General features: G+C 39.9%; 12 protein-coding genes and 1 pseudogene. All 13 read left to right on the top strand.

The annotated features are described in order from the left end of the window. Positions 1-1,235: pseudogene (locus V7659_RS03785) on the top strand (type VII secretion protein EsaA); the annotation flags it as partial. Then, a complete protein-coding gene (gene essA, locus V7659_RS03780; RefSeq protein ID WP_335538214.1) occupies positions 1,210-1,722 on the top strand; it encodes a type VII secretion protein EssA in 513 nt (170 codons plus the stop codon). The pseudogene V7659_RS03785 and the gene essA, both read left to right, overlap by 26 nt. Before the next feature lie 12 nt (positions 1,723-1,734). Beyond that, positions 1,735-1,986, top strand: a complete 252-nt coding sequence (locus tag V7659_RS03775; RefSeq protein WP_335538212.1) for an EsaB/YukD family protein — start codon at positions 1,735-1,737, stop codon at positions 1,984-1,986. A gap of 255 nt (positions 1,987-2,241) precedes the next feature. After that, on the top strand, positions 2,242-3,423 hold the full coding sequence (essB, locus tag V7659_RS03770) for a type VII secretion protein EssB (protein WP_335538211.1): 1,182 nt from the start codon (positions 2,242-2,244) through the stop codon (positions 3,421-3,423). A gap of 11 nt (positions 3,424-3,434) precedes the next feature. After that, entirely contained in the window at positions 3,435-7,973 is a 4,539-nt protein-coding gene (gene essC / locus V7659_RS03765; protein ID WP_335538210.1) for a type VII secretion protein EssC, read from the top strand. Next, entirely contained in the window at positions 7,966-8,370 is a 405-nt protein-coding gene (locus tag V7659_RS03760) for a chorismate synthase (protein WP_335538209.1), read from the top strand. Before essC ends, V7659_RS03760 begins: the two co-directional genes overlap by 8 nt. Beyond that, positions 8,357-8,656, top strand: a complete 300-nt coding sequence (locus V7659_RS03755; protein ID WP_335538207.1) for a WXG100 family type VII secretion target — start codon at positions 8,357-8,359, stop codon at positions 8,654-8,656. Before V7659_RS03760 ends, V7659_RS03755 begins: the two co-directional genes overlap by 14 nt. Continuing rightward, positions 8,653-9,363 carry a DUF5081 family protein gene (locus V7659_RS03750; RefSeq protein ID WP_335538205.1) on the top strand — a complete coding sequence of 237 codons (711 nt, stop codon included), beginning with the start codon at positions 8,653-8,655 and terminating at the stop codon, positions 9,361-9,363. The genes V7659_RS03755 and V7659_RS03750 overlap by 4 nt, the downstream gene beginning before the upstream one ends. Next, on the top strand, positions 9,356-9,682 hold the full coding sequence (locus tag V7659_RS03745) for a hypothetical protein (RefSeq protein WP_335538203.1): 327 nt from the start codon (positions 9,356-9,358) through the stop codon (positions 9,680-9,682). Before V7659_RS03750 ends, V7659_RS03745 begins: the two co-directional genes overlap by 8 nt. 4 nt (positions 9,683-9,686) lie before the next feature. Further along, a complete protein-coding gene (locus V7659_RS03740) occupies positions 9,687-11,627 on the top strand; it encodes a hypothetical protein (RefSeq protein ID WP_335538202.1) in 1,941 nt (646 codons plus the stop codon). A 15-nt stretch (positions 11,628-11,642) separates the two neighbouring features. After that, the gene (locus V7659_RS03735; RefSeq protein ID WP_335538200.1) at positions 11,643-12,107 is read left to right on the top strand and encodes a hypothetical protein; all 465 of its coding nucleotides are present in this window, start codon (positions 11,643-11,645) and stop codon (positions 12,105-12,107) included. Positions 12,108-12,121: 14 nt separating this feature from the next. Beyond that, positions 12,122-12,946, top strand: coding sequence for a hypothetical protein (locus V7659_RS03730; RefSeq protein WP_335538199.1), 825 nt, complete (start codon positions 12,122-12,124; stop codon positions 12,944-12,946). A 233-nt stretch (positions 12,947-13,179) separates the two neighbouring features. Beyond that, positions 13,180-13,608: immunity protein YezG family protein (locus V7659_RS03725; protein WP_335538197.1), on the top strand; the 429-nt coding region annotated here is incomplete at its 3' end.

Genomic DNA, 13,608 nt, shown 5'->3' with positions numbered 1-13,608 from the left:
ATGTATTAGCTGCTTACGTTGCTGAACAAATCACAGAGGAAATAAGACAACAGACGACAGATGTAAAAGGCAAAATAGATGAGTATACACAGCTCGTTAACGATGCAAATCAAAATGCAGCCCAAATGTCGAAAAGGATTAAGGAAACAACGGCACAAGCAGAAACTTTAAATACGAACCTTTCTGACACATTAAAAGATTTGGAAGCATGGCGCGAAGCAAGTCTTAAACTCCAAAGTGAGCAGGCAAAAGTTTTGATGAATGGGGAAGAAGAACAACAGGTTGTTCTATCCATAGGCAATGAATTCAACTCGCTGCTCGCTTCAAGTCAAACTCTAGCGAATCAGTCAAAAACTAATTTAGACTCTGCGGATACGGTTTATCAAACCTTCGATGCCATCGATCGTCAAGCCAAGGAAATTAAAGCAAGTGGAACGACTTTAGTACAGCAGGCAGGGGACCTTTCCAATAATCTAATGAATAAATTGGCAGAGGATCAAAACTTCGCTGACAATTTTGCAGGCGTGCTCGCTAATAGCCGCGTTGGTGACCGGCCGAATGAAGAATTGTTAAGCTTTCTCTCTAAACCAGTCGAAACCAAGAATGCTGGGGTAATCACTGCAGGTGATACCTTTACTCCTTACTTTGTTGTTTTGATCTGTTTCATTGTTGCGTTATTTTCTGCTTATGTTCTCTCTAATAACGAGCGGAAACGTCTGCAAATGGATACATTTGCAGGTGAAAGAACCATAATCGCCACTAATACACCGATCACGATTATAACTGTAAGCATTGGTCTAATCGAGGGGCTGGTGATCGGGCTGATGTCTGGCAAGATGCTGCAAATGAGTGAAGGCAAGTTCCTGCAATGGACTACATTAATCTCCTTAATCATGGTCACGCTGCTGCTAGTGGCAACTTATTTACTACGTCAGTTAAAAATGGCTGGTATGTTCATCCTATTGGTGATCCTAAGCCTCTACTTATTCTTAACGGAAGCACTTGGACGGCACTTTGACCAATTCTCTGCAGCTGCTAAATTAAGAGACTACTCACCGTTACAATATATTGAGACGTTATTAATGAAGTTTGGAAGTGGGGCATCTGACACGAAGTGGATTATAGTGGGCCTAGCAGCCTTGGCGGTTGTTAGTCTTGCAGGCCATTTGTTTGTCTCGAATCGTTTTGTAAAAAGCGAGGAGGTTAATCATGAAGGAATTAGTGAAGCTCTTTAGTGTGATTGCTGTTTTTACCGGATTCCTTTTTATGTTTTCACTCCAGCCTATGGCGGATGAAGCCCTAGATCATAGCGGGAAAATCCGATTGCAAACGGACCGGATTGGCCAAGATGCAATCGAAAGGGAAAACTTGGAAACACAGGGTGATCAAGAAACGGAATTGGAAAGATTGGCGCCCGGCCTGTTCAAGGAACAAACACAGGATGCCCTCAAGACGAAACAAATAGAATTGGAACAATCCACGTCAGATTTACAACAAGCTCTTTTTGTTACGCCAAGTAAGCCTGATATTACATTGAAAAATACCGAAAAGGCATTGTTTTCGAGTAATTATATTGTTCAACAGACTCCAGTACCCACCCAGAATGAGCCTGAGAATCAACCAGGTGATTTTTTAAACACCAAAACCATAACGACATTCTTAGGGATGGTCGTCCTGGGTTGTGGCGGGATATTTACAATGATGAGAAAAACGCTTGGGTAAAGGAGGAGCAATATGCCTAGTCAAACACATGTAAACGTGACAGTTGATTTTAGCAGATGGGGCAAAGGGCAATATGACGTAAGAATCCCTGCTCACCAACCGATTAAACAACTGCTGGTGAACTTGTCCGAATCCTTAAATCTGGATCTTGCAACGGCACCTCTTTTTGCAGTAAAGCTTTCCAATAAAGAACTCTTATTGGCAGATGACGATCGGCTTATCGATTACCCGGTAACCAATGGAGACCTTTTACTAGTCTTATAAGTAAATGGCTGTGTTAAAGGTTAATGTTGATTTTGGCACTCTGTTGACCTTCGTTCCAGGCACGAAGACTCCTGCGGGAGTACGGGGCAGGGGAGACCCCGCAGGAGCAAAGCGACGAGGAGGCTCCCCGGCACGCCCGCGGAAAGCGAAGTGCCTGGAACGGAAATCAACAGACAAGTTTAACACATCCAAGTAAATAGAAATAGGCCTATCTGTTGTAAGATAGTGCCTATTTCACAAAAGGAGTCAGAACACATGAATGAAAAAAGCATCCAATTGGAGTCCATGACATACAAGTTTCTCATTCTTAAAAATAAATGGCAGCTCGACTTGCCGAAATCACAAACACGAGTAAAAGATGTACGCCAATTGGCTTTAATTAATCATGACTCAGATTTATTCGTACCTGCAATCGTTAAAGAAGGAGACGACAAGTTTACCTTCTCATTTGAAGTCAATCCAAGGGCTCACACATGGGATGACGTACAAAAGCTAAACAGAAAAGAAAAACTACGACTTTTGTGTAATCTTGCTCGATTCAGAACAATCCTAACCACGCGCATGACCTTCTTCTTACATCCCGACAATCTGATTTTTGATGATAATCTTTTACCATCAATCGTGTTTCGCGGTATCCGGGAGTTAATTCCCCCATATGAACTGAATGAAGATAAATTTATTCTCCAATATAAATGTATTATTGTCGCATTATTTTCAAAAAAGTATACCTTTGATGACCTCTATTCTGGTTCATTAGCAAATGCCAAGGATTCCGCATTTGAACGTCAAGTGGGTGAACTTCAGGAATTCGCTGCTTTAGTCAATTTTTTGGAAGAACAGTACTTAAAGGAAAAACAAGAGTTAGAAAAAACCATAGTAAATGTACCGAAAAAGAGATTTCGTCTTTTTAAACAATTAACCTTTATCATGATTGCACTTGCTGTTATTTTAGCAGTGCCGCTCGTTTATCTGACTTTTATCAAAACACCTTTTCAAGCGCATCTCCTCGAAGCGGATCGTCACTTTTTATCCTTAGATTATGGAAATGTGATTACTGATTTAGAAAATCAAACTCCAGAAAAATTGCCAAATACCAGTAAGTATGTGCTTGCTTATTCATTCATTGAAACAGAGAAGCTTTCTGATGATCAAAAAGAAGTAATTTTGAAAAATATCAGTATAAAAAGTGATCCGAACTATTTATTGTATTGGATTTACAATGGTCGAGGCGATTTTGCCAGAACCATCGACCTTGCCAAGTATATTGATGATCCTCAATTAATCATGTATGGACTAATCAAACAAATAGAGCAGGCGAAAAATGACCCTGATTTAAGTGGGACAGAGCGTGAAAAGAAGGTTCAAAAGTTTCAGGAACAATATGATTCATATGCTGACAAATATGGTCTGGAATCCATATTAAACCCGCAGAACTGAGGGAGAGAAAGATGACACAACGATTATTACTTCTGAGCTATAAAGGTCAATTGCATAAATGTCATTTAATAATAGGTGAACCAAAAACAATTACAGTCGGAAATGATCAATCGAACACGATTACATTTATTGATTTTCATCCAGAATTGTCAATTATGTGGGATGGTGCTGCATGCACAATCGGTACACAGAAACTGCAAGTAAATGAATGCCTTTCGTTAAACACGCATGATGAAATCATTCAGATTTATATCATGGAAGAAACTGAGAGGTGTGTGTACGATACAACACAAAACTTTAGTATTACATTTGGTGCTAATGATTACGATGATGTAAGAATCAATAATTCAACCCTGGATTTTGTACTTATTCGCGAGAAGTTAGGGGATCCTTTTAAACTGGAAGTCTTTGAGGGTGAGGTTTACCACAATTATGTTCGGACAACGGGTGTGGTAGAGCTAGAACCAGGAGACCAGCTCTTTTTTGAAGGAATGATGATGAAGCTTGGCCAGGACGAACTTGAAATTGTGGGAGCAGAATCCATCATTGCAACGAAATTAATTCGTTTATTTGACATTCACAATAATTTCGGCAGTCATTACCCCGATTATCATCGTTCACCAAGAATTATCTATCGTGAGCCTGAGGAAAAACAAAAGATTGCAAAACCCTCTAATAAACCTGGAAAACCAAGTGAACAGCTGGCACGGGTGATCGTTCCTCCGCTAGTGATGATTGCAGCAATGATCTTGGTCTCATTATTTCTATCGAATGGTTTTTATATCATCATTATGCTTGCCATGACAGTAACCACGGTCGTTTTTTCCATCACATCTTATCTTAAAAGCCTGAAGCAATACCGGTTGGATATTAAGGAACGGGATACAAGCTACCGAGAGTACTTGAAACAGAAAACACAGCAATTATATCAAGTAAGTCAGGAACAGCGTCATGCATTGAATTATCATTTTCCAGATGTGGAGCAATTACGAGTTATGGCGATGAAAGTCGATTCCCGAATTTATGAGAAGACCAATTTACATCATGACTTCCTTAAGTACCGCCTTGGATTAGGGCGCGTTGATTCGAGCTTCGAGGTCGAATTTACGATCGAGGAGTTTACCCTTGTGAAGGATGAACTGGTAGATACTGCCCGCAATATTCGGGCTCAGTATCTTACATTAGACGATGTACCGGCAGCAACATCACTGATCAATGGACCTGTTGGATACATTGGACAGCGTTCGCTAGTGCTTGAACAGTTACAAATGCTGGTGATGCAGACGTCTCTATTTCATAGTTACCATGATGTGCAGTTTGTCACGATCTTTCCTGAAGAAGAAAAGGGAAAGTGGGAATGGATGCGCTGGCTCCCACATGCTAGTTTACGAGAACTAAACGTAAGGGGATTTGTTTATCACGAACGTTCGCGTGATCAAGTTTTAAACTCACTTTATCAGATATTAAAAGCTCGAAGGCTTGCTATCAATGAGAAAAGTAATAAAAGTGAAAAAATGTATTTTACTCCTCATTTTGTTGTGCTCATCACCGATGAAAAAATGATATTGGATCATTCTGTGATGGAATACTTTAATGAGAACCCAAGTGAATTAGGAGTTTCCCTTGTATTCGTGCAAGATGTCATGCAGTCTCTACCTGAACATGTGAAAACGGTGATTGATATTCGTGATGCCTCAACTGGAGTGATGATCCTTGAGAAGGGTGAATTAGTTAATCGGAGATTCACACCGGATCAATTTCCGGAAGATTTTAATAAAGAAGATTTCTCTCGCGCGCTGGCATCGCTTAATCACCTGCAAAGTTTAAAAAATTCGATTCCAGAAAGCGTGACATTTCTCGAAATGTACGGTGTAGAGAAAGTGGAGGAGCTCGGTATTGAGTGGCGTTGGCCTCGAAATGAAACCTATAAAAGCCTTGCTGTTCCACTGGGATTGCGGGGGAAAGAAGATCTTGTTAATTTGAACCTTCATGAAAAAGCACATGGACCACATGGTTTAATCGCTGGGACAACTGGTTCTGGTAAATCAGAGATTATTCAGTCGTATATTCTTTCACTTGCGGTAAACTTTCATCCGCATGAAGCTGCGTTTTTGCTCATTGATTATAAAGGCGGAGGTATGGCAAATTTATTTAAAGATCTCCCGCATTTATTAGGAACGATTACAAATTTGGACGGTACGCAATCGATGCGTGCGCTTGCCTCGATTAAAGCAGAATTACAAAAGCGCCAGCGTGTTTTTGGTGAGTATGATGTCAACCATATCAATCAATATCAAAAACTTTATAAATCAGGTGAGGCCAGTGAACCGATGCCCCATTTATTCTTGATATCAGATGAATTTGCAGAACTCAAATCCGAGCAGCCTGAATTTATGAAGGAACTGGTTTCGACAGCCCGTATTGGTCGGTCGCTGGGGATTCATTTGATTCTAGCTACCCAGAAGCCCAGTGGTGTTGTCGATGACCAAATATGGTCCAACTCTAAATTTAAACTTGCATTAAAAGTTCAAAACGCCAGTGATTCGACGGAAATCTTGAAAACACCGGATGCTGCAAATATCACACTGCCTGGTCGTGCTTACTTACAAGTCGGCAACAATGAAATCTATGAACTTTTTCAAAGTGCATGGAGCGGTGCCGATTATATCCCAGATAAAAATGAACAAGACTTACTGGACACAACCATTTATGCCATTAATGATCTTGGACAATACGACATCATTTCGGATGACTTAAGTGGACTATCGACTCAGAAGGAAATTACGAAGGTTCCAACCCAACTGCATGCGGTCGTGGATTATATACATGCTTATGCAGCCGAACAACGTATCGCTGATCTGCCTAGACCATGGCTGCCTCCGTTGGAAGAGCAGATTTTCCTTCCAGATCTAGATGACATGAATTATCAAGAGGCCTGGTACGGAAGGAAGAAACCGTTGGAAGTGACCTTTGGCTTTCTAGATCTTCCAGAAATGCAAGCCCAAAAAACACTTACATTGAATCTTACCAAGGATGGTCATATTGCTGTCTTTTCTAGTCCAGGGTATGGGAAGTCCACCTTTTTACAAACTGTGGCGATGAATATCGCTAGACAACACAGCCCTAAACGAGTCCATTTCTATTTGATAGACCTTGGATCGAACGGGTTACTGCCATTGAGGGAACTTCCTCACACAGCAGACATAATTATGGGGGATGAAGAAATAAAACTAGGAAAGCTTTTCCGCCGCCTGCAACATGAATTGAAAGAGCGTAAGCAACGATTAAGTAAATATGGTGTCGCCAATATTCAGATGTATGAACAAGTAAGTGGAGAAGAAGTCCCTGTTATTCTTTTAATCATCGATACGTTCGATTCCATTAGTGATGCTTCCTACCGAGACGATTTTGAAAAAATTGCTGCGCAAATTGCCAGGGAAGGTGTTAGTGTCGGCATCCATATGGTTATTAGTGCAGGACGCCAAAGTGTGTTGAGAGCTCCAGTTCTCGCCAATATTAAACATCAAATCTCCTTATTTATGATTGATGGAATGGAGCCGAGAAATATTGTCGGTAGAACGGATTTACACATTGAAGAAGTTCCTGGAAGAGGCTTGGTTAAATTAGAGCAGCCAACATTATTCCAAACAGCTTTACCTGTTGAAGGGGACGACACGCTCTCGATTATTAATCGGGTTCAAGAGGAGAGTAAAGAGATGCGCAATGCCTGGCATGGGGAGTTGCCATCACCCATTCCAATGGTTCCAGATGTCATTGAGTTTGCTCCTTTTATTGAAAAACAAGAGACGAAAGCGATAGTAAAGAATGGCGGTATTCCGTTTGCCGTCGATTTTGAAAATGTAGAGCCAATGGAGTTAACAGTCATGAAAGATCAAACCACATTAATCTTAAGTGATCGTATGGATGCGGTTGAACAAACGTATCTAACACTGATTGCCAGTATTTCTGTTAATCATCACATTGATGTGGGTTTAATTGATAATGTTTCTTCTAGATTTAGAGTTTATAAGGAAAATGTGAATCTCTATGCGGACCAATCTGAAACAATGGATGTGTTTGTAGAGCGACTGCAGCAGCTATTTGAAACAAGGGAAGATGCCTTCCGTCAAGTACAATCAGCTACGGGCGGGCGAGCGACTAGGAATGATTTTCTGAAGGAAGTTCGCCCAATGGTTGTCTTCATCACAGATATATCTTTCATTATCGAATCGATGTCGTTTACTAGCCAATCGACGCTGGCTAATCTGATCGAAGCGGGTGCGAGAACAGGAATTTATTTTGTGATCGGAGCACTCCATGGTGCATTAGAAAGACAATATGATGATATCGCCACAACAGTGAAGAAGCAAAAGACGGGAGTCTTAATTGGAAGAATTACGGATCAGAGCATACTTGAGGTCCTGAATCGACCTTACAAAGAGCAAAACTTACTTCCATATGAAGCCTACTACATTAGACAGGGCAAAGCAGAAAAAATTAAAATTGCTGCTCCTTACGTAAATAGAGAGGAAGTGAATGTCCATGTTTGATTGGTTTAAAAGTGACTTGGAGAAAAAGAGAGATGAGTATTATGAGCTGTATGAAAAGCTGAAGAGTGCCATCTCGGAACACGACCATAAGGTATCAGAAGCAAATGCAGCCTACAGTTCCTATCTAGGTACTATTCCGAATCTATCAAATTCAAAAATACCTTCAAATGATTTTGAAACGAGCAGGGAAGAAGTAACGGAAAAATTAAAACAGTATTTTCGGGCAGATCAAGAAAATCGGGGTTCACTGGTTTCAGCGAAAAATAAGGCATATGAACGATATGTTCATTATAAGGATTTGGCCATTAAAGAGGCGGAAGCGGAAAGAGTAAGAAGAGAAAAGGAATTGAAAGAGCTACAGGAGAGATTGGAGCGATTGATCAGTGGGGAGCGTTAGAATTGACGGGGATAAAGTAAATGAAGCGAAGGCCGCGGCAAAGGCATTAGAGCAATCGATTGAAAAAACCTATGAATCTTGTGAACAACTAATTTCTTATCTTCATTCGGCAAAATGGAGCGGTAAGTCTAGAGATTCCTTTTTAAGTTATCTGGAAATCATTCAGAAGTATCATCATGACATGAAGTCCGCTGTCGCAAAACAAACAAAGGCGTTAAATAATCTAGATGGTTATGTAGATGATTTCCTTCAAGACGGCTCAGTGAGGGAAGTGAAGAATTTATGATGGAACGTTCAACAGATACGTTTTCAGCGGCTGAATTATACCTTTTAGCGGCAGCCTTTGGTGGGAATGTTCTTTTTGGCTTACCCGAGAAAGAAGTTTACCAATTAAAAGGCGAAGAAATCTTTAAAGAGGCTCATAATCGTCTGATTGAGAAGAAAATCATTACACCCGACGGGAAGATCACAAAGTCTGGGGCACTAGTCATCCAAACCCTTGAATTTTATCATCAAAGCCAGAAATACGTTCGTATCAATAATCTTCTCTTTGCCTTCCGTGAACGTGAAAGAGACGAGGTCATTGTGCTGGTAGAGTTGGAGGCGCCAGGTCATTATCAGTTACGTATCACCTCTAAAGCAACACTTCTAAAAATGTTAAGTGAACAATTTCCGGTGATTGTAAGAGAACCGGTTGAAATGGAAAAAGCGTTCCTAAAAAAAGAATTATCCAATCAGGAAAGACGCGAGACAGAGAGTTTTGAGCCGGAAGAGATGTTGATGAATTTAGAGTTCTTCCATCTGAACGAGGAACATAAAGATCGATTTAATTGGCACTATTATCAGCAGTGGCTCATCTTTACGAAAGAAGAAAAGTTAATCATGGTTGATACCGTAAATAAAAAATATTACCATGCCAGTCAATATTGGTTTTTGAAGGTCCTATTTGACGAAATGGATTTCCCTTATAAGGAGGCGAAGTCACATGCTTAAAGCTGATGGGGGCGGATCCAGCCTGCTTATTAATATAAATCCTGATGAAATGACAACGATTTTTTCATTCTTACAGGCTATTATTACGGAGCTGGAGACCAATGCGGCCCCGAATATTGAAAAGCTCGGAAACATCGATTATTACACAGAAGGAAAAGCAAAAAAGACAATGGAAGTATATGCGGAGGCTAATCAAAAGGTAATGGATTTATATGAGAATTACTCCCGTGCAGCTGCGTTGGTGATTGATATCCTAAATACGATGATGCAGGCAGACGAAGCGATTGCCGAGCAAATCATCGCGAAACTGGGGGTATGATGTGATGGATGTAAAATATATCCCTTCAGACTGGGAAAAGATGAAAGATGGCATTGGCGATTTAATTGGCCTGGGCCGCTGGGGCAAAGGGATGATTGATACGCTGAAAGATCTAAGTGAAAACTTAGAGGATGCTGAGTCAGATATCGCGAACTATGATAGTGATGGGGTCATAACATTTCAACATACCAGTCAAAAAAGCAAGTACCAAGGATTGTTTGAGGACTTTCAGGTATTACATAGCTTTACCGGGAAGGTCGGAGAGATTGTAGATCGTACGATTGATCAGCCTTTCTATGAAGACATGGATGCGTTTGTTGAAGCGATGCGGAATTTAACGATTTCCAGCTATACAACAACTAATCGAGTCGGGGCGACAGAGACACAGTATGTTTATGCGGGGTACGGTCCTGCGCAATCATTTGAAGTGCCTAAAACGGAAGTAAGTTTGGATGACTTATTTAGCGGAGATAATTACTATGCAAGTCAAATGAAGCTTGAATATGACGCTTGGAAGGAGCTCAATCCAGATCAGGATTTTTCACAAGAGGAGTATCAGCAGGCGATACTTAATACTCGTGCCTTTGAGTACGAATCGATTCGTGACCAACAAGAAGACAAGGAATTTTGGGTTCAGATCGGGGCGTTGGTCGTTATTGTGGGGGCGACGCTCATCTGCCCGCCGGCAGGTATGGCCTTAGGGGCAGCGTATGGAGCCATGGAATTGAGTTCGGCTGTTTCCGGCAAGGATTGGGTATCAGGCCGGGATCTTGGGACAGGTGAACGTTGGTTTCGTGGACTATTAGCTCCATTGGATATTGTTCCTGGGGTGAGTGGGTTAACGAAATTCTCAAGTACGGTCCGTCTCGCCCATCTAGGGGAGAGTATCGGAACGGTCGGATTGCGGACAGGAGTTAAAGGGAGCATCCATCAAGGAATGACTCATATCGACAACATGGTGAAAACCGCTGGCCAGCAATCGGTCACACGTTTGAAGAGTGCCTCATCGGCTATAATAGATACAACCAATGTGATGAAAAATAAAATCGCAAAAGATACACTGGAAGCAGGAAGGTTAGTAGATTCTGCTATTACACAGGTGAAAAACATTACCCCGTCGCGCCGGATGGGCTTGTCAATTGACGATGCTGGCGATGTAGGAAAGGTTCGAATCCCCGTTGAGAATACCCATGCGGTGGAAAATAAGCTCAAAGATGTGTTGAGCAGGATTGATGGGGTTAATCTTGGAAGTCGAAGTGTGAAGGCGGCGGATCCGGCCGATGAGAGAATCTCAGAAAATATCTTAAAAGTTTTACAGGAAAATAATATTAGTGTAGAAGAATTCCAGCGGATTAAGCTGACGCCAGTCGAAGAATTGTCAGATCGTGAAATGAATTTAATCTTTTACCTTCGGGAGTCTGTAGAAAAACCAACGGAAGACACTTTAATGAGTAAGGTAATACCGATAGACTCCATTGATGGCTATCTAAAGGCAGAAAATCCATATACAACCGTTGCGGGTTATGTTGCTAAGTATGAGGATGTCGTAAACGTAACAAGTGATTATAAGGAAACCCTTGAGACGTTACGGTTAGATTATACGTACGAAAAAGATGGGGTTGTCATTAGAACGTATCCGGACGATGGTGATTCTTATGCGGTCATCCGCTTTAAATACAGTGATGTGTCGGACGATTTGATTCAAATACCATATGGAACAGAATTTTATGGTTCCACTACCGATTCTTATCCTTGTACACATAATGGCTTTTTAGGCGGAAGAAATGATACCATCGTACCAGAGTGGCAAGTGAAGGATTATACACGAGCCAACATTCAAGAAGGTGCTGAGATGTATAGGGTGGTTGATGGCAAAGAGGAGAAAATTGCTATCTTTAGAAACGGCCGTTTTGAACCAATCAACTTTACTGTTAATACTAATTAGAAGTGTGGGTGTATTATGGATAGATACGTTGCTGTTTATGATAATAAGAAATATAAGGCCTTTGCAGCAAGGGTTAAAGGCCAAATAACGACCATTAAATTATTTCTGCACCGAAACGAACCTGGTTTCACATCTGCTATGTCTGCATACGATAAAGATTTACATGAAAAAGAAGTAAAAAAGGAAGAGGTTACGGAGTTATATCGGGAATATTTTATCGCCCGATACAAAAATCATGAATTTTTTGTTACCCGTATTTTCCAGGATGATAAAGAGATAGAAATTGTGACGTCGGATCCCAATTTAGGCAAAGAGTGTAATCTTGATTATCAAGATAGAGATCTGTATACGAAAAGACTCGGATCTGTTGATGACTTTCAACTTATTCATGTAAAGGAAGATTATCTGAGCAAGAACACGATTCGAAGAGAAGTTACTTTAGAGGAGTGTTTTAAAATAGAAACGGAGCTTTTTGAATAAGGGGGGCTTGATCGATGACAGAAAGTCTTGTACAGGAAAAGATTGCTTTATTAAATAGATACGAAGAATCGTCAGAACAATTTCAATCCTGTTATGAAAAAATTATCTTCGATATCGTCAAAACAAAAGACTTGTTTACGGTGGTAAGGAAGGAATCATCAGTAGAAAGCATTAAGGATGGGACGGCTCCCATTTTCTGCGGAATAGGATATAACGATACTCCGAGCGTTTGGTTATTTACTGAGGAAACGATTGCAAAGGAATATACGAACCATTACAACTTGAAAAAAGATGAGGTTGGTTTATATAAGAAAGTAGCCATTGAGGAATTAACGGTTTTTTTGTTTAATGCGATGTTTTCTGGGGTCAGTGGATTAATTGTTGATGAAGGGAAAAATACGTTGACCACCAATGTATATGATTTAGTAAATACCTCATTACTAGCAGTGCAGCGCCAGCCTGTTTTAGAAAAACAAGAATACAAGATTATGACTCTGTTTAATCAAATGAAATTTGGGTCAAAAAAATTATGGATCATACCTGCAAAAGAGACAACAGGGGAAGAGCTAATCTTTAATCAGTTTTCTCCACTGCAAATTGAAAAAACTATTAAAATTTATACAAACCAGGATGAAAGTAAAAAAGAGTCTTTGGAGCATGGTTACAAAAATGAATTTTCAGCATCCGTCGATATAAATAGTCTGTATCAGGTATTAAACCATTCTATCAACAAGGGGATAGAGGAAGTACTTTTCGTTGGCAATGATTATGAAGTGAAAATGAGTTTTATAAAAGTATTAAATATATTGGCACGAATGAATGATCGAATAAGTAGTTAAATTTAATAACATTATTACAAGAAATTATAGTTTCTCCTAATAGTTATGGAGAAGCAAGATAGATGAAGTCAGGATTCAAAGCTACATGAGCTTTGAATCTATTTTTATAATTTCTATTATCTTTACAATATAGATTGCCGAACAGTTCATCGTAAAACTGGGGGAATGAGTAAATGGATGTAAAATATATACCCAGTGATTCGTGAGATTGTGAATGAATCAGGAGGTTGACAATGATGAGCTTTGAACAAAAATCAAATAAATTATATCAACAAATAGCTCAAAAGATTAATGATATGATTCCTGTTGAATGGAGTAATTTTTACTTTAATGGAGAAGTGAAGGGGAAAGAAGGAGGAGTTTTTTTCTTTTTTATACCAAAAGCAGATAATGAAAAAGCTGTTTTTTCACATTTTATCCCCAAATTTTATGGTGTAGATAAGAGACTCTATAATACTGCACTTCATGAATTATTTGAACTAACCCATGTACTTCAAAAGGTATTTATTGATAATGACCAAGAACCTTGGTTTTCAGTCACAATGATAGTAAATGAATCCGGTAAATTAAATGTGAAGTTTGATTATATCAACTGGACTAATAGTGATTTCGGTCCTTCTGCAAGAATTAAATACTTTGAGTATAAATATATAAATCAAGAT

This window comes from Neobacillus drentensis, from assembly GCF_036966985.1.
GTDB lineage: Bacteria > Bacillota > Bacilli > Bacillales > Cytobacillaceae > Neobacillus > Neobacillus drentensis_E.
The sequence above is the reverse complement of the archived record's forward strand: the minus strand, read 5'-3'. Positions and strand labels throughout refer to the sequence as shown.